Source organism: Bradyrhizobium sp. 157, assembly GCF_023073815.1.
Classification (GTDB): Bacteria; Pseudomonadota; Alphaproteobacteria; order Rhizobiales; family Xanthobacteraceae; genus Bradyrhizobium.
Genome location: NZ_JADPKF010000087.1, coordinates 42,199 through 68,368 on the forward strand (window position 1 = coordinate 42,199; position 26,170 = coordinate 68,368).

Here is a 26,170-nt window from a genome sequence, read left to right on the forward strand (position 1 = left end):
GTCTTATTGCAGCCGGATGTCACGGACGACGAACATCCGTTCGAGGCCGAGCACGAGGCCATACAGCGCCACACCGAGCAACGTCAGGAGCACCACTGCCATCACCATCGCCGGCGTATCGAGCGAGGATTGAACCTGGATCATGAGGTAGCCGAGCCCGCGCTCTGAGGCGATGAATTCGCCGACGATCGCGCCGGCCACCGCCAGGATGGCGCCGACCTTCATTCCGGAAAACACGTATGGCAGCGCACCCGGCAACTGGATCTTTCGAAACAGCGTCCAGCGCGAACCGCGCAGCGACTTCACGAGATCCAGCAGATCAGGCTCGACCTCGCTCAATCCGCGCGCAGTGGTGAGCAGGATGGGAAAGAAGCAGATGGAAAACGCGATCAGGATGTTCGGGAAGATGCCGTAAGAGAACCAGACGATGAACAGCGGTCCCAGCGCCACTTTCGGGATCATGTTCAGCGTCACGAACAGCGGCAGCAGCAGAATGCTGACCAGCGGTGACCAGGTGAACAGCACGGCCAGCATGATGCCAACCAGCGCGCCGAGGCAGAATCCGCCGAGAATTTCGATGGCGGTCACCGCGAGATTGGAGAGCCAGGCATAGCTGGGCGAACCCAGGGTCGCGACGGTCGCGAGCGGCGAGGGGAGGATGAATTTTGGCACCTGGAAGACGTCGACCAGAACCTGCCAGAGCACGATCACGGCGAGATGCACAATCAGGATGATCGCGAAAGACCGAGCCGATCCGCCGTCACCGCTGAACACCGTGCGCTCCCTTTGGATGCGCGGCCGGTTCCCCGCCGCGCGGCGGCAATCTACCGCGGCCCCTTCCAGTAATCAACCATCTGGTTGATTATGGCCGCAGTGAGTGCATCACCAGGTCGACCACGTGCCTGCGGCGGGCCTGCCGCGCGGCTCGGCTCGACAGATCCTTGCCGAAGATCGCCGACAGGGTCGGCGTGTTCGAAAAGTAAAAATAGCTGAGCCCGGCAATCGAGATATAGAGGTGCAGGGGGTTGATGCCTTTACGGAATATGCCGGCCTTGACGCCCTCGCCGAGAATGGTCGAGACGAGACTGACCAGCGGCGAATGCATCGCTTCCAATTTTCGCGATCCGCGCACATGCCGGGCGCCGCCCCGGTTTTCGTCGTTCAGCAACACGATGAAGTCCGGATGCGCGGCGAGGTGATCGAACGAACTTTCGATCAGCTTTCTGATGGCCTGTTCGGGTGGCAGTCCCTCGAGGTTGAGCTTGCGCTCCTGGGCGCGGATCTCCTCATAGACCCATTCGAGCACCGCGAGATATAGCGCGTCCTTGTCACCGAAATAGTGATAGACGAGCTGCTTGTTGACGCCCGCCCGCGCGGCGATCTCGTCGACCCTGGCCCCGGCGAGGCCGCTGCTGGCGAATTCGCGCCGCGCCGCCGTCAGCAGCTTCTTGCGGGTCGCGGCGGGATCGCGCCGCTGCGGCCTGGTATTGTCAGAACGTTTCTTCGGCATTTCCAACCAAATAGTTGACAAGTCGTCTGGTCCCTTGTTGCATTGGTAGCGTCACGGATGCGCGACGACAAGATCGGTTGCAGAACGAGGAGGGTGCAATGAAGGCTTTGCGAATTGCGGGATTGGCGCTTGCGCTTGCCGCGCCGGCTGCGCCCTGTGTGGCCGCCGAGTCCGTTAACCTGATCCTGAACTGGACGCCGACGGCCGATCATTCGCCGTTCTATTACGCCAAGTCCCAAGGCTGGTACGAGAAAGCCGGCATCGATCTCACGATCGAAGTCGGCAAAGGCTCCGGCGTCTCATCGCTGAAAGTCGGCTCCGGTGGCTCGCCGTTCGGCATCGCCGATCTCGCGACCGCGCTGGTGGCCAAGAGCAAGGGCGCCGACGTGGTGGCGCTGATGAGCATCTACGCCAACACCGGACAGACCTTCTACTGGCTGAAGAGCTATGGCGTGAACGGGCCGAAGGACTTTCCGAACCATAAGATCGGCAATCCGCCGGGCGACGCGTCACGAGTGATGTGGCCGGCCTTTGCCAAGGCGGCCGGCATCGCGCCGGACTCGGTGAGCTTCGTCAATGTCGGTCCGACCGCCAAGATCGCGGCGCTGAAGAGCCATACCGTCGATATCATCAGCGATTTCTACAATGAGCACGATTTGAAGGTGATCGAGTTCGGCGCCGATCTCGGCTACGTCAACTGGAAGGATATCGGGCTTAACCCTTACGGCAATTCGCTGATCGTCAACGGCGCCTATCTGCAAAAGAATCCAAAACTGGTCGAGGATTTCGTCAAGATCAGCCAGAAGGCCTATGCCGCCTGCGTCGCCGACGTCGCGCCCTGCCTCAAGGCGCTGCTGGATCAAGCCTCCGGCCTCGACAAGGAAAACCAGCAGCGGCAGTGGGAGCGGATCAAGTTCCTGATGACAGACGAATTCACGACGAGTAAGGCGCTCGGCTGGATCGATGCCGAGCGGATGAAGAAGGATTACGAGCTGGTGCAGACCTATCTCGGCATGGAAAAGCCGTTCGACGTGAACACTGCTTTTTCGGTCAAGATGCTGGATACGAGCATCAAGATGGATGCCAGCAAGGTGAAGAAGTAGCGGGGCGGTCGGCGTCTCCCGCCGTCATTGCGAGCGCAGCGACTTGTCCGCCGAAGCTTTAGCGAAGGCGGAAGCAATCCATTTTCTCAGCTTGCCGAGCCATGGATTGCTTCGTCGCTTCGCTTCTCGCAATGACGTGAGGTTCGTTTAGGAGGCAGACATCACTGCAGCGCCATGCCCGACGTCGCGATCACCTTCGTCAGCTTCTCGTAATCGGCCTTCATCAGCGCGGCAAGCTCGAGGGCAAAATGGTGGCTTCCGGAAATCCGGCCTCCGCAATCGTCGGCACATCGGGCAGATCGGCGACGCACTTGTCGGTCATGACGGCAAGCGGCTTCACGCTGCCGGTCTTGATTTGCTTCCAAGGGCTCGAGTTTTCGCTGACGCTGTTCGAACTTCGACCTTCTGTTTCTTTTGCGTAAGGGAGCACACAATGAGCCAACCAGCCACGATCGAAGCGCGCAAGGAATCTCCAAAGGAAGCGTCCGCTTCCGTCATCGCGCAGCATGCGGCGACGCTGAAGGCGCTGCCGTTCTCCGACACGCGTGATTTCGACGATGCCGCGCGCGGCTTCCTTGGCACGGTGGAGAACGCAAACATCACCTCGCCTCAGGGCAGGGTGGTCTGGAGCCTGGAGCCTTACGGCTTCCTGTCCGCCGAAGAAGCGCCGCCGACGGTCGATCCCAGTCTGTGGCGGCAGTCGCGGCTCAACATGCATCATGGCCTGTTCGAGGTAATGCCCGGCCTCTACCAGGTGCGCGGGCTCGATATCGCCAACATGACGCTGATCGAGGGCGACAGCGGCGTGATTGTGGTGGATACGCTGACCTCGATCGAGGGCGCGCGAGCGGCGATGGAGCTCTACTTCCAACACCGGGGCAAGCGTCCTGTTGCGGCCGTGATCTTCACCCATACCCACACCGACCATTGGGGCGGCGCGCGCGGCGTAGTCGATGACGCAACGCATGCCGGCGGCAGCGTGCCGATCATCGCACCCAATCTGTTCATGGAGCATGCGGTTTCGGAAAACATCATTGCCGGCCCCGCCATGCTGCGGCGGGCGCAATATCAATTCGGGCCGTTTCTTGCAAAGGGCGTGCGCGGGCAGGTCGATTGCGGGCTTGGCAAGACCATGGCGGCGGGGGCGGTTGCGCTCGTGCGCCCGACCGACCTGATCATGGCGACCGGCGACCGGCGGATCATCGACGGGGTCGAATTCGAATTCCAGATGGCGCCAAACAGCGAAGCGCCGGCAGAGATGCACTTCTTCCTACCGCGTTACAAGCTTCTCAACCTTGCGGAAAACTGCACGCATAATTTCCACAATCTGCTGCCGTTCCGCGGCGCCGACGTGCGTGACGCACTGGCTTGGTCAAAATATCTCGGTGAGGCCCTGCAGATGTGGGGCGGCAAGGCGGATGCGATGTGCGGCCAGCACCATTGGCCGGTCTGGGGCCGGGAGCGGATCGACACCATGATCCGGCAGCAGCGCGATCTCTATAAATTCGCGCATGACCAGACCATCCGTCTGATGAACCATGGGCTAACCGCAGCCGAAATCGCCGAAACCATCCGCCTGCCGGCGAGCCTTGAGGGCGCCTGGCATGGCCGTGGTTATTACGGCCACATCAGGCATAACGTGAAAGCGATCTACCAAAAATATCTCGGCTGGTACGACGCCAATCCCGTCAACCTCAATCCGCTGCCGCCGGTCGAGTCCGGCAAAAAATATGTCGAGTATATGGGCGGCGCGGACGCGGTCCTGGCACGCGCGCGCGAGGATTTTGCCAGGGGCGAGTTCCGCTTCGTCGCACAGGCGGTGAGCCATCTAGTGTTCGCCGATCCCGACAATCAGGCGGCACGCGCGTTGCTCGCCGATACGTTCGAGCAGCTCGGCTACGCCTCCGAAAGTTCGACCTGGCGCAATGCGTATCTGTTCGGCGCGCAGGAGTTGCGGCAGGGGATGCCCAAGACGCCGCCGCGCGCCGCGATGCCGCGTGAAACGCTGGCGGCGCTGCGCACCGAGCAGCTCTGGGACGTGCTCGGCGTGCGCCTCAACGGTCCCAAGGCCGAAGGCAAGCGCATCGTGCTGAACTGGAATTTCACCGATACCAAGGAGAGTTTCATGCTCAACCTGGAAAACTGCGCGTTGACCTATGTCGCCAGTGCGCAAGCCGGCGATGCCGATGCCAGCTTCACGCTGCCGCGCAGCGTGCTCGACGAAGTGATCGCCAAACTGACGACATTCCCGGAAGCAGTCAGCTCCGGCAAGATCCAAGTCAGCGGCAATCCGGTGCGGCTCGACGAATTGATGATGCTGATGGACGAATTCCCGCGGATGTTCGAGATCGTCGAGCCGAAACGGACGGTGGTCCCCTGACGTGGTTGTGATCTCGTAGGGTGGGGCAAAGGCGTGTGAGCGCCGTGCCCACCATCCGTCCGGATCCATGCGATGGTGGGCACGCTCCGCTTTGCCCACCCTACGGTCGTCTTGCGACGACGAGGGCAGGTGCGACTGCTATTACTCCGCGCTGCTGACCAGCTTGATGCGCGGCTCTTCCTCCATCAGGCCGCGATACGCAGCAAGATAGTCGAGCGCCATTCGGCGCGCCGTGAAACGCGCTTCGAACCGCTTGCGGATGGCGCCGCGATCCAGCGTGGATAGTCGATCGACCACGGCCACTGCGCTGGTTTCATCTTCCACCACGAAACCTGTGAGACCGGGGTCGATGATTTCCGCCACCGAGCCACGGTTGTAAGCGACCACCGGTGTGCCGCAGGCCATGGCCTCGATCATGACGAGGCCGAAGGGCTCCGGCCAGTCGATCGGCACCAGCAGCCCGATGGCGCCGCTGAGGAAGTCGGGCTTTTCGCGGTCGCTGATCTCACCGATGTATTCAACCAGCGGATTGGCTTTGATGAGTGGGGAAATCAGCTCGTCGTAGTAGTCTTGGTCGGCGCGATCGACCTTGGCCGCGATTTTCAGCGGAATGCCGCATCGGGTAGCAATGCTGATGGCGCGATCCACGCCCTTTTCCGGCGCGATCCGCCCGAGCACCGCCAAATAGGACGGCTGCACCGGCTGCGGCGTCAGCAGATTCTCCGGCAACCCGTGGTGAATGGTGCGCACCCAATTGGCCTGCGGCACCGGCCGACGCTGCGCGTTGGAAATCGAGATCACCGGCACCTTGGAGAAGGTATTGAATACCGGCTGATGCTCCGGCAGGTCGAGCCTGCCGTGCAGGGTGGTCAGGAACGGCGTCGGCTGTCGGTAGAACAGCGAGAACGGATAGTAGTCGAGATGAAAGTGCAGAAAATCGAACTCTTCATCGTCGCATTTCTGCCGCACGCGTTCCAGCATCACCATGTGCAGCGCGTTGGGGTCGCGCACGGAGCCGTCGAGACGCAACGCCTTCGGCCACGTCGCATCGAGTTTCGCCGAGGTGCGTGAATCCCCGCTGGCGAACAACGTGACTTCGTGCCCTAACGCTACCAGTTCTTCGGTCAGCCAGTGCACCACCCGCTCGGTGCCGCCGTACAGTTTGGGGGGAACAGCCTCCGTCAGCGGGGCGACCTGCGCGATGCGCATCTCTCGTCTCCTGTTTCGAATGTTGGTTGGATAAAGCCCTCAGCCCGCAGATCGGCACCGGCGTGCCGCAAGCTGGAACGTTCTTGCATCTGCGAAGTTCCAACCGTCGGCGCATCTTGGTTCTTCCACACGACTGTCTTGCTGATGCCATCTGACACCAACAGATTTGAGGCGACCTCGATGCTGCAGAATTGTTGCGCGGTGATGGCCGCGCGCACACAAACCCGAAGCGGCACCGTTCACGTCCTCGTGCGCGATATGCGTTAGGGATTCCCTTTCACTCTCAACAGGTTTGCAGACGACATGGATAATCTCTCAGGATATGCGCGGCGGCCGCTTCCATTTGTCTTGCGCTATCTGCGCCGGCGCCGCGGAGCCCATGTGGTCATTGTGTCTGCCGTCGTTGCAGCGGTTGCCTGCTCGGTGGGCACGCAATATGGCGTCAAGTATCTGGTCGACAGCCTGACGGCCGGTTCGTCGCACGCGAGCAGCGTATGGCTGGCATTCGCTTTTCTCATGTCGCTGATTGCGGCGGATAATCTGCTGTGGCGGGTCGCGAGCTGGACGGCGAGCTTTACTTTCGTAGGCGTCACCGGTGATCTCCGCCGTGACATGTTCCGCCACCTGACCGGTCACGCCCCCAGCTATTTCTCTGACCGCTTGCCGGGCATGCTGACCAGCCGTATCACGGCGACGTCCAATGCCGTCTTCACCGTCGAAAACATGTTCGTCTGGAATGTGTTACCGCCGTGCATCGCGACCGTTTCGGCGATACTCCTTATAGGAACTGTCAGTCTGGCGATGTCCGCGGGCTTGATCATCATCGCGGGTATTATGTTGATGGCGATGTTTCACCTCGCCGCGGCGGGCAAGCCGCTGCATGATGATTTTGCCGACAAGGCGGCCGCGGTGGACGGCGAGATGGTCGATGTTATCAGCAATCTGCCGCTGGTCCGTGCGTTCTGCGGCCTCAGCTACGAGCACGACCGCTTCGACGCCACCGTCGAGCGGGAACTCGATGCCCGTGGGCGCAGCCTCCGCTATCTCGAGAAGCTGCGGCTGCTTCACGCCGTTGTGACGATTCTGCTGACGATCGCGCTGCTGGCGTGGGTTATCACGCTCTGGCAGCGGGGCGGGGCGACCACCGGCGATGTCGTGCTGGTATGTACGCTCGGGCTCTCGATCTTGAGCGCGACGCGCGACCTCGCGGTGGCGCTGGTCGACGTCACCCAGCATGTTGCCCGCTTGACGGAGGCGATCGCCACCTTGCTGCTGCCGCACGAATTGAAGGATCATCCCGAGGCCGAGCCGCTGATCCGCAGCGGCGCCGCCGTCGCATTCAACAACGTCTCGTTCCACTATCCCGGCGGCGTTCAGGTGTTCGAGAAATTCTCCTTGCGCATTCAGCCGGGACAACGGGTCGGGTTGGTCGGTCATTCCGGCGGCGGGAAATCCAGTCTGTTTGTGCTGCTGCAGCGCTTCTATGACGTCCAGCACGGCAGCATCACCATTGACGGCCAGGATATCTCGCGGGTGACGCAGCAGAGCCTGCGCGAGGCGATTTCGGTGGTGCCGCAGGACATCTCGCTGTTCCACCGCTCGATCATGGAAAATATCCGCTACGGACGTCCGAACGCGACCGACGACGAGGTGCTGCGCGCGGCGATTGCAGCGCGCTGCGATTTCATCGAAAATCTGCCCGAAGGCATGGCGACAATGGTTGGCGATCGCGGTATCAAGGTTTCCGGCGGGCAGCGGCAGCGGATCGCCATCGCGCGCGCCTTCCTGAAGGACGCGCCGATCCTGTTGCTGGACGAGGCAACGGCTGCGCTCGACAGCGAATCCGAAGAGGCGATCCGCGAGGCGTTGTCGCGGTTGATGCGCGGACGTACTGTGATTGCCATCGCCCACCGTCTCGCCACCTTGCGCAATTTTGACCGCGTGGTGGTGCTGGATCACGGGCGAATCATTGAAGATGGGCCGCCGGATATTCTCGTGCAGGGAAGAGGGCCTTACCGAGAATTGGTCGCGCGCGAAATGGGCCGCCTCGCCAGCCATGCGGCCTGATCTGTGGCAGTTGCGTTTGCGTGCCGATGCGTCCATCACAACGCAAGGAAATCGCTTGAGGGGTCAAAATGACAGCCGAAGTCAGCCAACTGATCACCATTCAGGCTGCCGAACACGTCGCGGAATCGCCTTTCTATATTCCGATGACGGGCCCAGCGACGCGGCAGCGCCGCTCGCTCAAGCACGATGATACATTCATTGTGCTGGACAGCCATGGCGACATCGGCGCCTCTGCCGGCGGGCCCGACGGGCTGTTCAACGCCGACACCCGTTATCTCGCCCGGCTGGAGATGGTGCTCGACGAAGTCCAGCCGTTGTTGCTCGGCTCCAATCTGCGCGATGACAATTCGGCGCTGACAATCGATCTCACCAATTCGGACGTGTACCGCAACGGCAGGCTGGCGTTGCAGAAAGACACGCTGCACATCGTGCGCTCGATTTTTCTGTGGCGCGGCACCGCCTACCAGCGCATCGCTCTGCAAAATCACGGCGACCGGCCGGCGAGCTTCGACCTGACGCTGCTGTTCGACAACGACTTCGCCGACTTGTTCGAGGTGCGCGGCGAGCGCCGGTCGCGCCGGGGAGTGGGCTCCAGCCGGTTGCTCGGCCCCAGCGATGTCGTGCTAGAGTACAGCGGGCTCGACGGTCAGGTCCGCGTTACATCGTTGCATTTCGAGCCACGGCCGACGCGGCTCGCAGTCAATTCGGCAACCTATCATTTCGAGTTGGCGCCGAAGGAAGTGATCGCATTGTTCGTCGCGGTGTCCTGCAACAAGCCTGCCATGCAGAAGCCGGTACCGTTCTATCGCGGCCTGCTGGCGCATCGCCGCGAGATGCGGCGCTCGACGATCGGCGCAGCCAGCATCGAGACGTCGAACGACATCTTCAACGAGGTTCTGTGCCAGGCGATGGGCGACCTCAACATGCTGATGACCGAAACGCCGCAGGGGCGATATCCCTATGCGGGCATTCCCTGGTATTCGACCACGTTCGGTCGCGATGGACTGATCACCGCACTGCAGATGCTGTGGGTCGATCCGCGTATTGCCCAGGGCGTGCTGCGGCGGCTGGCTCATTTTCAGGCCAAGGCCGTCGATCCGCTCGCCGATGCCGAACCTGGCAAGATCCTGCACGAAATGCGCGGCGGCGAGATGGCGGCGCTGCGCGAAGTGCCGTTTGCGCAATATTACGGTAGCGTCGACTCGACATCGCTGTTCGTGCTGTTGGCCGGTTATTATGTCGAGCGCACCGGCGACGAGGAAACGCTGGCCGAACTGTGGCCCGCGATCGAGGCGGCGTTGCGGTGGATCGACGGGCCTGGCGACCCCGATCATGACGGTTTCATTGAGTACCAGCGTGCTACCGAGCAGGGGCTCGCCAACCAGGGCTGGAAGGATTCCTACGACGCGATCTTCCATGCCGATGGGCAGCTCGCCGAAGGCTATATCGCGCTGGCGGAAGTTCAGGGCTATGTCTTCGCCGCCAAGCGGCTGGCGGCCCGTTGCGCACGGCGGTTGGGAAAAATTGATCAGGCGGCGAAGCTCGAATCCGAAGCCCTGCTGCTGGCCGAGCGCTTCGAGGAGGCGTTCTGGTGCGAGGAACTCGGCACCTACGCGCTGGCGCTCGATGGTGCCAAGCGGCCGTGCAAGGTTCGAACGTCCAATGCCGGCCAGCTTCTCTTCACCGGCATCGTCCGGACCGACCGCGCCCGCCTCGTTGCGGCCGATCTGATGAGCCAGAAATTCTATTCGGGATGGGGCATCCGCACCGTGGCCTACGGTGAGGTTCGCTACAACCCGATGTCCTATCACAACGGATCGATCTGGCCGCACGACAATGCGCTGATCGCGCTCGGTTTTGCACGCTACGGCCTGAAACATTCGGTAGCGCATCTGTTCAAGGGCCTGTTCGACGCTGCGAGCTACATGGACTTGCGGCGGCTGCCGGAATTGTTCTGCGGATTCCGACGGGAAAAGCGGCGCGGACCGGTGCTTTATCCGGTCGCCTGCGCGCCGCAGGCCTGGGCCAGCGCGACGCCGTTTACGCTACTTGAAGCAGCGCTCGGCCTTGAATTCGATGCCGCGCGCGGCGAGATCCGGCTTCGTGACCCGCGCCTGCCGGAATTCCTCAACGAGGTGGTATTGCGCGATCTGCGGCTCGGGCCTTCAAGTGTCGACTTGAGGGTGCGCCGCCACGACGAGGAAGTGTCGCTCGAGGTGTTGCGCACGCGCGGACAGATTCAGGTGTCGATCGTGTTGACGCATTAGCGGTCGTGCATTCCCATCCGTGCGTCTTCGGAGTTCAGGAGGGCCATATGCGCGCCGGTATTGTCACCATATCGCTGATCGCCGGGCTAGCGATGAGCCTTCCGGTTTCGGCAGCGGAAGATAATGGAACGCAGGGAAGCCGTGCCGCTCCGGCTGATGCAGCGAAAGATGCCACGAAAAAGGAACCGGCGCCTCCGCCGTCGGTCACTGTGATCGGCGCCCGCGACGCGCTCGGCATTCTTGGCCGCGAGGTCCGCAGTGCGGCCAACGAAAATATGGGACGCATCGTCGATGTGATCGTGGACCGCGAGGGCACGGTGCGCGCCGCCGTGATCGATTTCGGCGGCTTTCTTGGTGTCGGTAGCCGAAAGATCGTCGTCGACTGGAGTGCGCTGCATTTTGGTCGTGTTGCCAACAAGCGTGACAGCATCACGCTCGAGTTGACCAAGGAACAGGTGATGGCGGCGCCGGAATACAAGCAGGACGCGCCGGTCATCGTGCTCGGTGCGGCCGGCCGCTTACAGCCGTGGGATTTCGACAAATAAGGGAGAAACGGTCTGATCGCGCGCCCGTCCCAGTCGCTCGATCCGATGAACGACGATCGCCATAGGCGATCCGCCGGCGAGGGCAACGTTGTACCGCTGCCGCCCGCGCCCGGCGAGCGGCCCAAACCGTCGCGTGAGAGCCAACGCGGCCTCGATTGGTTCATCTTCTTTCTCGCCGACGTGCAGACCGGATTTGGTCCGTTCATCGCGGTTTACCTGACGACGCAGAAATGGACGCAGGTCGAGATTGGCTTCGTGCTGTCGATCGGCGGGATCATCGGCCTGCTCGGGCAGATGCCGGGCGGAGCCGTCGTCGATGCTGCCCGTTCCGAGCGGCTGGTGGCGGGGCTCGCGGTCGCCACCATCGGCTGCGCCGCGCTAGCCTACGCCTTGTGGCCGATCTTCCCGGTAGTGACAGCGGCCGCCACGTTGCACGCGCTTGCGAGCTGCGTGCTGGGTCCGGCTATCGCCGCGATCAGCCTCGGCCTGGTCGGGCCGCTTGCGATCGGGGAACGGCTCGGGCGCAATGCCCGTTTCGCGTCCCTCGGTAATGGTTCAGCGGCGGCGCTCATGGGCGCATGCGGTTATCTGTTGTCAAGTCAGTCGGTATTCTTCGTCACGGCCCTTCTCGCAATCCCCACCCTGTTGGCGCTTGCCCGGATTCGTGGCCAGGAAATCAACGTGGCGCAGGCGCACGGTGCCTTGAACGAGGACGGCGATACCAAGGCCGCCGACAAGGAGGCGACCAGTGTGCTTCACCTGCTTCGGCAGCGCCCGCTGCTGATATTCGCCGGCGGCGTATTGCTGTTTCAACTCGCCAATGCAGCCATGCTGCCGCTGATGGCCGGCGTGGTCACGACGCGATCGGCCCAATGGGCGCCGGTGCTGATTGCGGCCTGCATCATCGTACCTCAAGCGATCGTCGCGCTGACCTCACCCACGGTCGGCCGCAAGGCGCAGGCCTGGGGAAGGCGACCGTTGCTACTAATGGCCTTCGGCGCACTGGCAATCCGTGGCCTGCTGTTTGCGGTTGTGCGCGATCCCTATCTTCTGGTTCTCGTGCAGGTGTTCGACGGCATTACCGCGGCCGTGCTCAGCGTGATGGTGCCGCTGATCGTGGCCGACATCGCTTATGGCAGCGGCCACTTCAATCTGGCGCAGGGCGTGGTCGGCACTGCGACCGGCATCGGCGCGTCACTCAGCACGGTGCTGGCCGGCTATATTAGCGATACCTTCGGCAGCAGCATCGCCTTTACCGGACTTGCAGCGATCGCGGCGCTCGGCCTGACGATGATCTGGCTGCTCATGCCGGAGACCCGGCGGACGGCTTAACCGTGAGCCGCGCGGTCAGCAGCGCCGCCACTGCCAGCGCCGCGCCGATGCCGGCGATGCAGGCGCTCCAGCCGAACCGATCGAAGAATTGGCCTAGAATGGCGCTGCCGGCAAGGCCGCCGAGAAAATAGCAGGCAAGATAGGTTCCGCTGGCAATGCCACGGTGGTCGCTGGCGGCCTGGCCGACGAAGCCGGTGGCGCAGGCCTGCGCAAAGAACGTCCCGACGCCGACCAGTACCATGCCGGTCAATATTTGCGGCAGGTGAGGAGACAACATCAACGGCAATCCAGCGGCTGCCACCGCCAGCGCGCCCCAGATCGCCGGCCGCGTGCCAAACCGGGCGACAGCCTTACCGGCAAACAGCGTCGTGACCACGGAAGGCGCGAAGACAAAATAGACAAGGCCGAGGTCCATCCGTCCGAGCGAGAGCGGTTCGCGCACCAGCACGAAATTGACGAAGGTGAAGGTGCCGATGAAGGCGAACAGGATGCAAAAGCCGATGGCAAAAGCAGCGCGCAGCGCCGGGTCGCGCCAATGGCCGAGCGTTGCCGCGAAGGGCGATTGCGTCGAGGGCATCGCGTGCATCGGCTTGACGTGATGGATGGTGAAATACACCAGCGCAGCACCGGCAAGGTTCAGCAGCGCAAAGAAATAGAAGTTCGAGGCCAGCCCGAGCGTGTCGACCACCGCCGCGGACACCAGCCGGCCAATCAGATTGCTCGCGACGTTGCCGGTGATATAGGCCGCGAACGCGCCGCCCGCATCCATCGAACTGCATTGCTCGCCGAGATAGGCCAGCGTCAACGCGAACGCCGAGGCCATGCAGAGGCCCTGGGCGATGCGAAGTGCCGTAAACGTCGTGAGATCAGGCGCGATCGCCAGCAACGTGGTGGGAACTGCGAGCACGACCAGGCTGACGAGAATGCCGAGCCGTCGATCAATATGCGGGCTCAGGAAGCCGACAACGAGGCCAGCAACGGCCATGCCGATGGTACTGGCATTGACCGCGATACCCATGGCAGCCGGCGTCACATTGTAGTGCCGGGTCAGCGAGGGAAGAATCGCCTGCGTCGCGAACAGATCCACCACGGTCAGGAACGCCGTGAGACAGATGACGAGGGATCGCAGCGCTACGCCCGGCGAGTGTCCATGAATTTCCGTCGTTTCGGATTTCATCGGCGCGGACATGCCGGTCATGGCGCTTCCCAAAAATATGGAGAAAGAAGGATGTGACGCCTGGGCGTGTGGGGCGACACGGGGACCCCACGTCGTCACATCCGGCAACAAGACGCCGGGTGGCGCTCGTTACAGCTCCTTACATGTTGTGGTCGTGCGGATCCCTGCGAACGTCGCCCACGTAGAGAATGACGGTCTCGTTGCCGAGGTTCTTCCACCAGTGCGAGGTGCCGGCGACTTCCGGCCTGATCTCGCCGGCCTTGTGCACGATCGGCTCCGAGCAGTTGCTGGCGTATTCGACGATCTCGCCCTGCTGGATGTAGATCAGCGCAGGCCGGTCGTCATGGCTGTGCCAGGGCACGATGCCGCCGGGCTCGATGGTCAGCTTGCGGAAGCGCAGCTCGCGATCCTTGATGTTGGCCGGCTGCTTCTCAAGGTTGATCGAGCCGAGCGTGACGTCGGTGACGCCGACCGGCTTGTGGTCGACCATCGGGCGGACGTTCGCCTTCATCTTGCCGGCCGGGCATTCGCCGGCGGCGGCGCTGGAGGCGGTGGCAATCGAACCTCCGATCAATCCGGCAAGCGCGAGGCCGTGCCAGACCGTGCGTGACGTGACGTTGGATTTGGACATGTCGTGGTCTCCTCTGGTTTTGCCTTGGCCCCGGATGGTCTGGCCGGCTAGTCACCACCATCATGGAAATGGCACACGGGAGGAAATGCCGGTTCGCTTTTGACTCGATAGCTCCGCGCTATGCGGCTCTCAATACGCCGTGGCTATCGAACCGATTGTGCAACGGCATTTCACATCAAGCGGCCTCGACCCTCTGATGGCTCAGCGCCCGATTGGCGGGCGTGATGTCAATCTTGAGGAATTTCGCATGACCTCCCTTTCCAAGACCCTGATTGCCGCCGCGGCCTTTGCTGCCGTTGCAACGACCGCCTTCTCGCAGGTCCCCTGGGAATTCAGTCCGGGCATGGCCTACATGTATGCCGGGCCCGGCAAGATGTCGGCCATGGCGATGGCTGCGACGCCCAAGAATCACGACGCAATGATGAAGAATGCCAGGAAGGTGCCCAACAACACCGTGTTCTTCATGGACAAGGGGCAGCTCTATTCGACTTCGGGCATGCTTGATCCGACCGGAAATTTCTATCTGCCCTGAAGCGGTAGCACTGCGGCGTTCGGGCCGCCCTTGCGGGGCGGCCCGAGCCGGAAAATAATGCTGATATGCCGGAGCAAGCTATGACAACGCTATCGCCAGCCAACGCCGAACGCCTCAAGGAGGCGTTCCAGCAATGCCGCGACATGGAGGGTACCTTGCGCGAGCAGCTAGAGGCCTATGCCGCGGCGGGGCGGGAGATCTTTCCGGCCTATGGCGAAGCGGTCGACCGGTTGGTGGCGCGGCTCAATGAGAACGGTGGCGGCGAAAACGCGCCGAGGCCGGGCGAGGTGATGCCGCCGTTCCTGCTGCCGGACGAGACCGGCCGGCTGATCAGCCTGAAATCGCTGCTTGAGCAGGGACCCGTCGCGGTGATGTTCTACCGCGGCCATTGGTGCCCGTATTGCCGGCTGAATGTCAGGGCGGTGATCCAGGCCCAGGACCGGATCAGGGCATTAGGCGCGCAGACGGTTGCGATCATGCCGGAGACGCAGGCCTATGCCGAGAAATTCAAATCCGAGGCCGAAGCGCCGTTTCCGGTGCTGACTGATCTCGACAATGGCTACGCGCTGTCGCTCAACCTCGCGATCTGGCTCGGCACCGAAATCCGGCGGCTGCTTTCGTATCAGGATATGGCGAGTTTTCAGGGCAATGACGGCTGGGTGCTGCCGATCCCGGCTACCTTCGTGGTCGGCCGCGATGGATTGGTAAAAGCCCGCTTCGTCGATCCCGATTTCCGCAAGCGCATGGAGATCGATGACCTGATCGCCGCGTTGAAGAGTGCAAGCGAAGAGTGAAGAGTGATGGCTTCTTGCCGCCTCGTGCATGGCGGAAGGCGCTGCTTACCGTCCACCATCCATCACTTCGGTAACTTCATACAGATGCGGATCGATCTCGCTCGTGATGTCGTCGAGGTGCCCCCACTGCTTGCGAAACTCCGGCGACTGATGGGCCGATCGCAGCAGATCGCTGTTCTGCCATTGCACGTAGTTGACGATGCGGCGTCCATCCAGACTGCGATGCAGGCTGATAGATATGAAGCCCGGCTGACGCGCCATGAAGCGGGCGCGCTCGGTCATGACCGACAACGCCTCCGCCTGTTTCTCGGGTTCCGACTCGACGATCGTGATCTGGGTAACGGGTTGTCTGTCCGCGTGGATCTGCGGCATGGCTGATCTCCCTTGACCGAATTCGGCGCAGCTTCGCTGCGCAGCGCCTGGCGCAGGTCCCCACCGGCGCTGGCCCGGCATCCGCAAGCTCGGATGACGCCGGCGAGCAGTTCGACCTCGCCTCAGCTACGGAAATTCCGGGAAGGGGAAGCAGTTCCGAGAATTGCCTGACGGCGTGCAGGACACGCGCAACCGGGATCGCTGCCGCACAAGACCGCCGGCGATCGGATGCAAGCGTTGGTAGTGGAACCGGCAGAGAAACTTCAAGGACGAGAGATCTCCGAGAAAGAAAAATCTCGAAGAAGCCCGGAACGTGATCGCGCGTCGACGGTTATGTCCGCAAGGAGCAAGTAACCTTCATAGAAGGTGAAATGCTCCGAAGGCCCCGTCATTTTACGATTCAAATGGCGGGGTCGCTTTTTATCGAGCAGGTATTCACCTTAGCAGGCGTTCGCCGCGGTTCGCTCCCGGCGGCGCAGTGCATCAGCGCGGCGGTTGCATACCTGGGGAAGTCAGCCAATTTTTGATTTCGACCGCCTTCCTCATTTGCAACGCCTTGCGTTTGGCGGCTTCCTTGTCATCGCCGGGCGGCAGCCTATCCGCCGTCTGCTGCAAATCCTCGGCGATCTGTTCCCAATCTTTGCGGTTCGGGCGCGGATGAGGTTTCATCAGTCCCTCCAACTCCCAGCCAATTTCTATATTGGTGCGGCCGTCCTGGATTTTAAGGGGACCGATAGTCAGCGGAAATGCGGCGGAAAGCCCGGGAACCGACCCAGCCGGAGCTCTTACGGAGTTCCATTCCTGTCGATGAATTGCTGCCAATTGGCGCCGCGCAGCATCCGCATGACGGCGGATGCCACCGCAGTCCGTTCACGTCCGGCCACGCCGTAAAGGTTCACCGTTCGCCGGGCATCCAGCCCTTCGACGCTGGCGCGCTTTAGCGTCGGCGGGATAGACGCTGTATCGGGCACCACGGCGACGCCGATATCGGCCTCCAACAGTTCGATCAGATCGCGCTCGGATGCGATCTCGTGGCTGCGATCGACGTCGAGGCCGTGTTCGCGAAGCGAAGAGTTCAGCCGCGCCGCATGTTCGCAGTAGTTCCGCGACAGCAATTGTTCGGCGCGAAGATCGCTGAAGTCGAGTTTATCGCGGTCTGCCAGCGGATGCTTCCGGTTGACGACGAGCTGAAAGTTTTCGGTAAACAGCGGCCAGGTATCGAGCCGGTCCCAGTCTTCGCTTATTTCGGCGGCAATGCCGAGTTCGGCTTCGCCCTTCTTGAGAAACTCCGCGACCTCCTTGCTGTTGCCGCGCAAGAAGCGAAACTCCAGACGATTGAACATCCGCTTGATCTGGTCGAGATGCGGAATCAACAGCGACAGATCGACCGAATGGGTCAGTGCGATCCGGAGCGCGCCGACTTCGCCGCTCTTGAAGGATGAGGCAAGTTCGCGCGCGCCGCTCGCCGCCTCATAGCATTGCTTGAGCAGCGGATGCATGCGCTGGCCGAGCTCGGTCAATTGCGCGGCTGGACGCTCGCGGCGAAACAGATCGCCGCCGAGTTCGGCTTCGAGTTGCTTGATCGCCCGCGTCAGCGACGGCTGCGTGACGTTGCACTCGTCGGCGGCGCGCGTGAAGTTGAGCACGCGCGCGACCGCAAGGAAGTAGCGAACCTGATGCATCTCCATGGCCGTGCCCCGGTCTGTCGTGCAGGAAAGCTACCCGATCGTGCCCCTCGCTGACTACCCAAACCGCCATAGCGCGGGCGTATGGTTTTGGAAGCCAAAGAGCATTTCCTTCAAGCCGTGCCCGGCGTGCAGATTGCGGCGGAAATGGTCTCGTTACGATGCTGACCAGCCACGCGAAAGGGCGGCCCATGAATATTCAGCTCAAGACACGGGGCGCTTCGGCCTTGCGGCCGCTGACAGGCAAGGTGTCGCTGGTCACGGGCTCGACCAGCGGTATCGGGCTCGGGATCGCCCGCGCGTTGGCCGAAGCCGGCTCGGCCGTGGTGCTGAACGGTTTCGGCCTCGCGGCCGAGATAGCCAAGACACGCGATCAGCTTATCGCCGATTTCGGCGTCGACGTCAGCTATTCCCCGGCCGATATGACCAGCCGGGAAGCAATCGCCGAGATGATCGCTAACACGGTCGCCAGTCACGGCCGGCTCGATATTCTGGTCAACAATGCCGGCATTCAACACGTCGCGCCGCTCGATCAGTTTCCGGTCGAGAAGTGGGACGCGATCCTGTCGATCAATTTGTCATCGGCATTTCACACCTTGCGGCTGGCATTGCCCGCGATGCGGCAGAACAGGTTCGGGCGGATCATCAACATCGCCTCGGCGCACGGCCTGGTCGCTTCGCCGTTCAAGGCGGCCTATGTCGCGGCCAAGCACGGCATCGTCGGCCTGACCAAGGTAGCTGCGCTGGAGACCGCGGAAGACGGCATCACCTGCAACGCGATTTGCCCGGGTTACGTCTACACGCCGCTGGTCGAGGCGCAGATCGACGGCCAGGCCAAGGCGCACGGCATTTCCCGCGAGCAGGTCATCCACGACGTGCTGCTGGCGCAGCAACCGAACAAGCGTTTTGCCACTGTCGAAGAACTCGGCGCGCTGACGGTGTTTCTCGCCAGCGACGCGGCGGCATCGATCACCGGCGTCGCGCTGCCGGTCGATGGCGGCTGGACCGCGCACTAGCGCAACGAATTTTTCGAGGGAGCGTGACATGAAGGACGTTCAGGACATCGGTTCTTCGCCGAGCTTGCGATCGCTGGCGAGGTCCGAGCCGGGTCAGATCGTGCTGGTACTGCAGGGCGGCGGCGCGCTCGGCTCCTATCAGGCCGGCGTCTACCAGACGCTGCATGAGGCCGGGATCGAGCCGGACTGGATCATCGGCACCTCGATCGGCGCGATCAACGCGAGCCTGATCGCCGGCAACTCGCCGCAGAACCGATTGTCACGGCTTCGTGATTTCTGGAAGAAGATGGAACAGAATCCGGTCTGGACCTTTCGCGACATCTTTCCAGGTTTCAACGAAAAGCTTTCCTATTGGTCGACCGTGACCAACGGCATTCCCGGGTTCTTTCGGCCCAACCCGTTGGCCCATGCCGGTGATTCCTATCCGCTCGGCGCTGACAATGCCGGCTATTACTCGACCGCGCCGCTGGAGCGAACCTTAAGCGAGCTGGTCAATTTCAAGCTGGTCAATCAATGCTCGCCACGCCTGACGGTCGGCGCCGCCCATGTCCGCACCAGCCAGATGCGCTATTTCGATAGCCGGGACTGCGAACTTGGCGTCAGGCACATCATGGCGTCGGGCGCGCTGCCGCCGGCATTCCCGGCGGTCCGCATCGATGGCGAGCTTTACTGGGACGGTGGCATATTGTCGAACACGCCGACGGAAGCCGTCTTCGACGATAATCCGCGCAAGAACTCGCTGGTCTTCGCCGTGCATCTTTGGAATCCGTCTGGCGCCGAGCCGACCACGATGGCGGAGGTGCTGAACCGGCACAAGGACGTGCAGTATTCTAGCCGGATCGCCAGCCACATCGCGCGACAGCAGCAGGCGCATCGGCTGCGACACGTCATCAACCAGCTCGCCGCGCGTCTGCCGGAGGCCGAGCGCAACAGCGACGCGGTAAGGGAGCTGACGGGTTATGGCTGTCCGACCCGGATGCATGTGGTGCGGCTGCTCGCCCCGCAGCTCAGCCGGGAGGACCACACCAAGGATATCGATTTCAGTCCATCCGGAATCATGCAGCGCTGGGATGCCGGTTACCGCCACACCAAAGCAGTGCTCGAGAAGAAGCCCTGGGTCGGCGAATTTGATCCGCTATCCGGCGTCATTCTCCACGAGCAGACGGAGGTGATGCCGGAAGCGGCGGAGTAGATCGGATTACGCCGCGATGGAAGGCGCGACTGTCTTGCGGTAGAGCGCGTTGTAGCAGGCGGCTGAAAGGTCCCAGCTAAACGATCGTGCCATTGCGTTGCGTCGCATCGTGTCGAGCCGGTCCTTGGCGCGGAAGGCTTCGAACGCCCGCCGCACGCCGCCGAGAAACGACTCCGGCGACGGCTTCGAAAACAGGAATCCGGTTTCGCCGTCCTTGATGGTCTCCGCCAGCCCGCCGGTCTGGTGGCCGATCGGCAGCGATCCGAACCGCTGCGCATACATCTGGCTCAGCCCGCACGGCTCGAACCGCGACGGCATCAGCGTGAAATCGCTACCGGCAAACATCCGCCGCGCCTGTCCATCATTGAAGCCGATGACGACACCGATCGCGTCCGGCCGGCGCAGATGTGCCTCGACCAGCGCCTTCTCGATGTGGGGCTCGCCGCTGCCGGTCACCACGATCTGGCCGCCGGCATCGATGATGTTATCGGCGGCTGACAATACGAGGTCGACGCCCTTCTGGTGGACGAGGCGGGCGACAAGCGCAAAAATCGGCCCGCGTGATACCGCCAGGCCAAACTGCCTGCGGACATAGTTTGCATTCGCCTGCTTGCCTTCCCAATCGCCAGCGCCAAAAGTTTGCGCCAATTGTGCGCAGGCGCGCGGATCCCAGCTTTCATCAATGCCGTTCAGGATGCCGGTCAGTTGGTCGGCGTCCGAGCGGCGCTTCAGCAGGCCTTCGAGCCCGCAGCCGAGCTCGCGCGTCGTGATCTCCTTTGCGTAAGTCGCGCTAACGGTGGTCAGATGCGAGGCGTAAACTAGGCCGCCTTTCAGGAACGACACGTGATCGTAGAATTCGAGGCCGTCGATGTGGAAGGAGCTTTCGGGCGCCCCGATGCGGCGCAGCGAGTCCGGGGGAAACAGTCCCTGATAGGCGAGGTTATGGATGGTCAGGATCGAAGGGACTTTTGCGTCCTTCCAGGCCAGGTAGGCCGGCGTCAATGCAGCCTGCCAGTCATTGGCGTGAACCAGGTCCGCTGCCCAATTCTTGTCCACCTTGCCCAAGGCAAGTTCGGCGGCAGCGGATGCAAACCGTCCGAAGCGGATGTCGTTGTCGGGCCAGTCGCGGCCGGATTCATCGCCATAGGGGTTGCCGGGCCGGTCATACAACTGCGGGCAGAGCAGGACGTACACCGGTAGGCCGTCCTTGGTCGCGGCCCGCCCGACCGAGCAGGCCGGCATCTCCGCCAGCGCGTCACATTGTCCAACAATATCAACGTGAGTGAGTTGCTCGACGACGTCCCGATAGCCGGGCAGCATGACCCTGACGTCGCTTCGTCGGCGAAGCGCCCGGGGTAGGGCGGCGGACACGGCAGCGAGCCCGCCCACCCGGACGAAATCATCCATTTCCGTAGTGATGAATAAGACTCTCAAAGGAATGCCCTCTACCAGCCTCTGATGAGGGGAAATGCAAGAAAGGGTCCAGTTTAGTCTTAAGGTCCAGTCTACTGGCGATAATGCCGGGCCCTCGCTATCGGTTCCTAATGCTAAAGACTTTCCTGCCGCGGCGGCGCCCTTTAGGGTCACGCCGCGCTAGCAACACCAACAACAAGTGCCGTCAGGCCCAAGGAGCTACACGAGAATGACGATAGCCGGTAACGAGCAGAGGAATATGACAGGCAGCTTCGCAGGCCTACGCGTCCTCGATTTCTCAACCACGATTGCCGGGCCTCACTGCACGCGCATGCTAGCCGATATGGGGGCGGAGGTCATCAAGATTGAAACGGAGGAAGGCGAGACGATGCGGACCCGTCCCCCGGTTCGCAATAATTGTTCGACCGCTTTCGGCCAGCTCAATGTCGGCAAGAACAGCCTAGTGCTCGATCTGAAATCGCCCAGGGGCGTCGAAGCCGTTCGCCGACTGACCGCGACTGCTGACGTGCTGGTCGAGAATTTTCGCCCCGGCGTGATGCGGCGATTGAAGCTCGACTATGCCTCCCTGCACGGCTTCAACCCCAAACTGGTCTATTGCTCGATCTCGGGATATGGCCAGACCGGGCCGTCAGCGGAGCTGCCGGCCTATGCGCCAGTGATTCACGCGGCATCGGGCTATGAGATGGCGCATCTGGCCTATCAGCCGGGACGAAGCCGGCCGGACTATTGCGGCATCTATCATGCCGATGTGTTGACAGGCGTCTACGCATTCGGTGCGATCTCGGCGGCGCTGTATCAGCGCACAACAACCGGGCAGGGCCAGCACATCGACGTCTCGATGCTGGAATCCATGCTGAGCCTGACGCTGAACGAACTGCAATGGTCGCAATTCGAGGTGAAGCCGACGCAGCGGCCGATGTTCGGACCGATCGAGACGACGGACGGCTATGTGATGATGGCAATCGCCAGCGAGAAAACCTTCCAAAGCCTGATGCAGGTGATTGGTCATCCCGAGTGGGTGAGCGATCCGCGGTTTGCCAAATATTCCGATCGGCGGGAAAACTGGACGAGCCTGATGGAAGGCGTGGAAGCGTGGTCGCGCACCGTGACGACCGCGCAGTGCCTCACCGCGCTCAATGCGCATGGCGTTCCCTCATCGGCCTATCGCACGGTAGCCGAAGCGTTGCGCGATCCGCAGATTGCCCATCGCGGCGCATTGGCCGAGGTGGAGGACGGTGGCGGCACCTTCAAGGTCCTCAATCTGCCGTTCCGCATGTCGGGCGCCAACGTATCGGCGGCGAAGCGCATGTCGACGCTCGGCGAGCACACGCGTGCCTACCTGAAGGAGACCGGCCTGTCGGAGGACGAGATCGCATCCTTCGCCGGCAAGGCGCAGTTGGCTGAGCGCGCCTGACGGCGGGCGTCGCGACGCAAGGTGTCGATGCTGCGGCTTTTCATCCGCCACCTGCAAACGCCCTTGCCCGCGACGGCGTTTCCGGACAATCTCCGATAGACATCGACGATCCGGAATACCGGACGAACGACATATCGAAGGGAACATCCATGGAAGCGGCGACCCGTTCGAGCGCGCTTGCGCGAATATTTCTTGTGGCGGGATTTGGCGTGGCATTGTCAGCAATGCCGGCCAGCGCGCAGAAGGCGGGCGGCAGCATCACCTTCGGCCTTGAGCTCGATATCCCCGGTTTCGATCCTCTGAAAGTCGGTGTGTTCGATACCTCGGCCGGAACTGCAGCGGCGGCGATTTTCGACACGCTAACGACTCTGGACGATAAGGGCGGTGTGCAACCGAAACTTGCGCTGTCCTGGACTCCTTCCGCGGACTTCAAGACTTGGACCTTCAAGCTGCGACCTGGCGTCAAATTCCACGACGGCACACCCTTCAACGCCCAAGCGGTCAAGGAAAATTTCGATCGGCAGAAAGATCCTGCCAATAAGTGTCGCTGTGCCTTTTACATCGCCTACGTCAACAACGTGCAGGCACCCGACGAGCTGACGGTGGTCTACAATCTGAACGACCCACAGGTGAACATGCCGGCACTTGTGAGCTTTGCTAGCGCCAACAATTCGGTGCAGTCGCCAACTGCGTGGAAGACCAAGGGCGATGACTACAACCGCAATCCCGTCGGCACCGGACCTTATATCCTGAAGTCATGGAGCGCGGGCGACCGCATGGTGCTTGAGAAAAATCCCGACTATTGGAACAAGGGCCGTCCCTATCTCGACCGCATCGTCCTCAAGCCGCTGCCAGACGCGCAGTCGCGCTTTGCCAGCCTGCAATCCGGCGAGGCCGATATCATCTGGGACGACGAATACGACGCCGACAACATCATGAAGGCGCAGAAGGATCCGAAGCTGACCGTGCACACCTATGTCGGGTCCGGCGCGCAGGTCTACGCCTTCAATACCAAGGTCGCGCCGTTCGACGATGTGCGTGTCCGCCAGGCGCTGGTCATGGCGCTTGACCGCAAGAAGATGTCGCAGGCAATTACCAATGGTCTCGCAAGGCCTGCCAGCAACCCCTACGGCGACGGCTCCTGGGTCAAATGCAAGGACGATGGTGCGCTTCCCGAAGACCTCGAGAACGCCAAGGCGCTGATCAAGGACTACGGCAAGCCCGTCGAATTCAAGATGCTCGTAACGGCGACGCCCCGGGGGCGTACCGTTGGCCAGGTGCTGCAACAGTTCTGGAAGCGGGCCGGCGCCAACATGGAGATAGAGCAGGTTGACCAGGCCACGATCCCGCCTCGTGCCTTCATGCGTCAATTTCAACTGACGCCATGGCGAATCATCGATCTCGCCGATCCTGACATTCAGATGTATGCCAACTTCCGTACCGGCAGCCCGGTTGCGCTCGCCAACTATTCCAATCCCGAACTCGATAATCTGCTCGAGCGCGCGCGGACCACGGCCGATGTGAACAAGCGCATCGAGGACTATTGCGCGATCAGCCGTATTATCAACAAGGAAGCGATCTGGTTTTGGACTTTCCAGAACACCTATTACGCGCTGTCGAGCGCGAAGCTCAAGGGCTTGCCAAAAATGTACAGCGGGGTGATCGACGTATCCAACACCTGGCTGGAATGATCTTCCATGCTGCTCTTCGTGGCGCGTAGGCTTCTGTACCTGATACCGGTCCTGATCGCCGTATCGCTTTTGACGTTCTTCATTGCGTCGCTGTTGCCGGGCGATCTCGCCTATACGATCCTCGGCGACCAGGCGACGCCGGAGAACGTCGCCGCCCTTCACAAGGACATGGGGCTCGATCAGCCGGTCTGGATCCGTTACCTCGGCTGGCTCGGCAACATCCTGCATGGCGATTTCGGCCGGTCGTTCCGCACCGGGCAAACCGTGCTACAGGCGGTGACCGAGCGGCTGCCGGTCTCGATCGAACTGATGTTGTTGGCGCAACTCGGCGCGCTCGGAATCGGCGTTCCCCTGGCGATCATCTGCGCGGCGCGGAGCGGTGGACCGTTCGACCGCTTCATGACCGGCACTGCTTTCGGCATGCTGTCGGTGCCGACCTTCCTGTCGGCGATCCTGTTGATCTATTTCTTCGCGGTCGAACTGCGCTGGCTGCCGGCCACCGGCTATGTGCCGTTTGGCGAAGACCCGCTCGCCAACCTGCGCTTCTTCGTTTTACCGTCGCTGACGCTGGCACTGGCGGAATGGCCGAGCATCATGCGCGTGCTGCGTTCCGACATGATTGCGACCTTGCAGGAAGATTATATTGCGCTCGCCAAGGCAAAAGGCCTGACGCCGGCGCGAATCCTCTTCGTGCATGCCCTCAAACCATCGTCGCTGACCTTGGTCACGATCACCGGCATCAATATCGGCCGGTTGATCGGCGGCGCCGTCATCGTCGAGACGATCTTTGCGCTTCCGGGCATTGGCCGGCTGCTGATCGGTGCGATTCTGACGCGCGACCTGATCATTCTGCAGGGGGTAGTGCTGTTGGTCGGGGCGGGCTTCGTCATCATGAACTTCATCGTCGACATGCTCTACGCGGTTCTCGATCCCAGGATTCGCCATGGCCACGCTTGAACTCGATCTTGCCGAGGTGGCTGTAACCCAGCCCGCGCGCAAGGGCCGGCGGCTTGGTATACTGTTTTGGGCGGCGATCGGCTGGATGACTTTCGTTTTCGCGCTGGCAGTCTTTGCGCCCGCCCTGCCGCTGCCGAGCCCGACCGACATGGACATGCTGGAACGACGGGCCCCGTTCTCTGCGGAACATTGGCTAGGGACCGATGGGCTCGGCCGCGACGAACTTTCGCGCCTGATCTACGGCGCGCGGATTTCGCTCGTGGTCGGTCTGTGCGCGCCTGTAATCGGGCTCACCATCGGCGGCGCGCTCGGCATGCTCGCGGGCTATTTCCGCGGCCGGTTCGAATCGATCGTTGTCGGCAGCATGGATGTGCTGCTGGCGTTTCCGCCGCTTATCCTGGCGCTGGCCGTAACGGCGTATCTCGGCCAGTCGATTCTCAATCTCACCCTCATTCTCGGCTTCCTTGGCATTCCCGCCTTCATGAGAGTGGCGCGCGCTGCGACGCTGACGCTGTCACGGCGCGAATTCGTCATCGCGGCGCAGGCGCTGGGCGCCACGCATGCGCGCATCCTGTTGCGCGAACTGTTGCCGAACGTGATCCTGCCGCTGTTTGCCTTCTTCCTGCTCGGCGTTGCCATCACCATCGTCGTCGAGGGCTCGTTGTCATTCCTCGGCCTCGGCGTGCCGCCGCCGATCTCGAGCTGGGGCAGCATGATCGGGGAGGGGCGCGAGAGCCTCGACGTGGCGCCGCGGCTCGCGTTCTTGCCGGCAGCGGCGATGTTTCTCACCGTGCTTTCCTTCAATCTGGTCGGCGACACGCTGCGGGCGCTGACCGATCCGCGACAGGGCGCGCTGTGAACG

At 62.1% G+C, this 26,170-nt stretch carries 23 protein-coding genes; 14 read left to right on the forward strand and 9 right to left on the reverse strand.

The features are described from left to right. Positions 1 to 3: 3 nt before the first annotated feature. Both IVA95_RS24185 and IVA95_RS24190 read right to left on the reverse strand, forming a co-directional pair. The gene (locus IVA95_RS24185) at positions 4 to 774 is read right to left on the reverse strand and encodes an ABC transporter permease (RefSeq protein WP_247512776.1); all 771 of its coding nucleotides are present in this window, start codon (positions 772 to 774) and stop codon (positions 4 to 6) included. Positions 775 to 862: 88 nt separating this feature from the next. Further along, on the reverse strand, positions 863 to 1,510 hold the full coding sequence (locus IVA95_RS24190; RefSeq protein WP_247512777.1) for a TetR/AcrR family transcriptional regulator: 648 nt from the start codon (positions 1,508 to 1,510) through the stop codon (positions 863 to 865). 98 nt (positions 1,511 to 1,608) lie between these two features. Here IVA95_RS24190 and IVA95_RS24195 point away from each other — a divergent pair, with 98 nt between their 5' ends. Then, positions 1,609 to 2,613 carry an ABC transporter substrate-binding protein gene (locus IVA95_RS24195; protein ID WP_247512778.1) on the forward strand — a complete coding sequence of 335 codons (1,005 nt, stop codon included), beginning with the start codon at positions 1,609 to 1,611 and terminating at the stop codon, positions 2,611 to 2,613. Between the two features lie 433 nt (positions 2,614 to 3,046). Beyond that, a complete protein-coding gene (locus tag IVA95_RS24200) occupies positions 3,047 to 4,993 on the forward strand; it encodes an alkyl sulfatase dimerization domain-containing protein (RefSeq protein WP_247512779.1) in 1,947 nt (648 codons plus the stop codon). Between the two features lie 141 nt (positions 4,994 to 5,134). Here the strand turns inward: IVA95_RS24200 and IVA95_RS24205 are convergent, their stop codons facing one another. After that, on the reverse strand, positions 5,135 to 6,202 hold the full coding sequence (locus IVA95_RS24205; RefSeq protein WP_247512780.1) for a glycosyltransferase family 4 protein: 1,068 nt from the start codon (positions 6,200 to 6,202) through the stop codon (positions 5,135 to 5,137). Between the two features lie 303 nt (positions 6,203 to 6,505). On the opposite strand from IVA95_RS24205, the gene IVA95_RS24210 reads away from it, so the two are divergent. The 4 genes from IVA95_RS24210 (at position 6,506) to IVA95_RS24225 (ending at position 12,413) form a co-directional block, all read left to right on the forward strand. Beyond that, positions 6,506 to 8,269 (forward strand): ABC transporter ATP-binding protein, encoded by a 1,764-nt coding sequence (locus IVA95_RS24210; RefSeq protein WP_247512781.1) that lies wholly within the window; start codon positions 6,506 to 6,508, stop codon positions 8,267 to 8,269. A 68-nt stretch (positions 8,270 to 8,337) separates the two neighbouring features. Beyond that, entirely contained in the window at positions 8,338 to 10,536 is a 2,199-nt protein-coding gene (locus IVA95_RS24215) for an amylo-alpha-1,6-glucosidase (RefSeq protein WP_247512782.1), read from the forward strand. Between the two features lie 47 nt (positions 10,537 to 10,583). Continuing rightward, positions 10,584 to 11,081 carry a PRC-barrel domain-containing protein gene (locus IVA95_RS24220; protein WP_247512783.1) on the forward strand — a complete coding sequence of 166 codons (498 nt, stop codon included), beginning with the start codon at positions 10,584 to 10,586 and terminating at the stop codon, positions 11,079 to 11,081. Positions 11,082 to 11,126: 45 nt separating this feature from the next. Further along, complete coding sequence (locus tag IVA95_RS24225; protein ID WP_247512784.1) at positions 11,127 to 12,413, forward strand: MFS transporter; 1,287 nt, start codon at positions 11,127 to 11,129, stop codon at positions 12,411 to 12,413. On the opposite strand, the gene IVA95_RS24230 is transcribed toward IVA95_RS24225, so the two are convergent. Together IVA95_RS24230 and IVA95_RS24235 are read right to left on the reverse strand one after the other, a co-directional pair. Then, on the reverse strand, positions 12,385 to 13,611 hold the full coding sequence (locus tag IVA95_RS24230) for an MFS transporter (RefSeq protein ID WP_247512785.1): 1,227 nt from the start codon (positions 13,609 to 13,611) through the stop codon (positions 12,385 to 12,387). The two genes, IVA95_RS24225 and IVA95_RS24230, sit on opposite strands and share 29 nt — an antisense overlap. Before the next feature lie 118 nt (positions 13,612 to 13,729). Then, entirely contained in the window at positions 13,730 to 14,221 is a 492-nt protein-coding gene (locus IVA95_RS24235; RefSeq protein ID WP_247512786.1) for a cupin domain-containing protein, read from the reverse strand. Positions 14,222 to 14,468: 247 nt separating this feature from the next. Here IVA95_RS24235 and IVA95_RS24240 point away from each other — a divergent pair, with 247 nt between their 5' ends. Together IVA95_RS24240 and IVA95_RS24245 are read left to right on the forward strand one after the other, a co-directional pair. Next, positions 14,469 to 14,753 (forward strand): hypothetical protein, encoded by a 285-nt coding sequence (locus IVA95_RS24240; RefSeq protein WP_247512787.1) that lies wholly within the window; start codon positions 14,469 to 14,471, stop codon positions 14,751 to 14,753. A gap of 80 nt (positions 14,754 to 14,833) precedes the next feature. Continuing rightward, entirely contained in the window at positions 14,834 to 15,547 is a 714-nt protein-coding gene (locus IVA95_RS24245) for a peroxiredoxin-like family protein (protein WP_247512788.1), read from the forward strand. A gap of 45 nt (positions 15,548 to 15,592) precedes the next feature. Here IVA95_RS24245 and IVA95_RS24250 read toward each other — a convergent pair whose 3' ends face one another. From IVA95_RS24250 to IVA95_RS24260, 3 genes are all read right to left on the reverse strand, one after another. Continuing rightward, positions 15,593 to 15,919, reverse strand: coding sequence for an antibiotic biosynthesis monooxygenase family protein (locus IVA95_RS24250; protein ID WP_213249581.1), 327 nt, complete (start codon positions 15,917 to 15,919; stop codon positions 15,593 to 15,595). A gap of 483 nt (positions 15,920 to 16,402) precedes the next feature. Further along, the gene (locus IVA95_RS24255; RefSeq protein WP_213249583.1) at positions 16,403 to 16,588 is read right to left on the reverse strand and encodes a hypothetical protein; all 186 of its coding nucleotides are present in this window, start codon (positions 16,586 to 16,588) and stop codon (positions 16,403 to 16,405) included. Positions 16,589 to 16,704: 116 nt separating this feature from the next. Beyond that, complete coding sequence (locus IVA95_RS24260; protein ID WP_247512789.1) at positions 16,705 to 17,607, reverse strand: LysR family transcriptional regulator; 903 nt, start codon at positions 17,605 to 17,607, stop codon at positions 16,705 to 16,707. A gap of 188 nt (positions 17,608 to 17,795) precedes the next feature. Between IVA95_RS24260 and IVA95_RS24265 the strand changes: the two genes are divergently transcribed. Further along, on the forward strand, positions 17,796 to 18,620 hold the full coding sequence (locus IVA95_RS24265) for a 3-hydroxybutyrate dehydrogenase (RefSeq protein ID WP_247512790.1): 825 nt from the start codon (positions 17,796 to 17,798) through the stop codon (positions 18,618 to 18,620). 28 nt (positions 18,621 to 18,648) lie between these two features. Next, on the forward strand, positions 18,649 to 19,812 hold the full coding sequence (locus IVA95_RS24270; RefSeq protein WP_247512791.1) for a patatin-like phospholipase family protein: 1,164 nt from the start codon (positions 18,649 to 18,651) through the stop codon (positions 19,810 to 19,812). A gap of 6 nt (positions 19,813 to 19,818) precedes the next feature. Here the strand turns inward: IVA95_RS24270 and glgA are convergent, their stop codons facing one another. After that, positions 19,819 to 21,246, reverse strand: a complete 1,428-nt coding sequence (gene glgA, locus IVA95_RS24275; protein ID WP_256470266.1) for a glycogen synthase GlgA — start codon at positions 21,244 to 21,246, stop codon at positions 19,819 to 19,821. Positions 21,247 to 21,454: 208 nt separating this feature from the next. Between glgA and IVA95_RS24280 the strand changes: the two genes are divergently transcribed. The 4 genes from IVA95_RS24280 (at position 21,455) to IVA95_RS24295 (ending at position 26,167) form a co-directional block, all read left to right on the forward strand. Beyond that, positions 21,455 to 22,660: a CoA transferase gene (locus IVA95_RS24280; protein ID WP_247512793.1), complete on the forward strand. Its 1,206-nt coding sequence runs from the start codon at positions 21,455 to 21,457 to the stop codon at positions 22,658 to 22,660. A gap of 149 nt (positions 22,661 to 22,809) precedes the next feature. Further along, the gene (locus tag IVA95_RS24285; protein WP_247512794.1) at positions 22,810 to 24,351 is read left to right on the forward strand and encodes an ABC transporter substrate-binding protein; all 1,542 of its coding nucleotides are present in this window, start codon (positions 22,810 to 22,812) and stop codon (positions 24,349 to 24,351) included. Positions 24,352 to 24,357: 6 nt separating this feature from the next. Beyond that, positions 24,358 to 25,308: an ABC transporter permease gene (locus IVA95_RS24290; protein ID WP_247512795.1), complete on the forward strand. Its 951-nt coding sequence runs from the start codon at positions 24,358 to 24,360 to the stop codon at positions 25,306 to 25,308. Further along, entirely contained in the window at positions 25,295 to 26,167 is an 873-nt protein-coding gene (locus tag IVA95_RS24295; RefSeq protein WP_247512796.1) for an ABC transporter permease, read from the forward strand. Before IVA95_RS24290 ends, IVA95_RS24295 begins: the two co-directional genes overlap by 14 nt. Positions 26,168 to 26,170 lie beyond the last annotated feature (3 nt).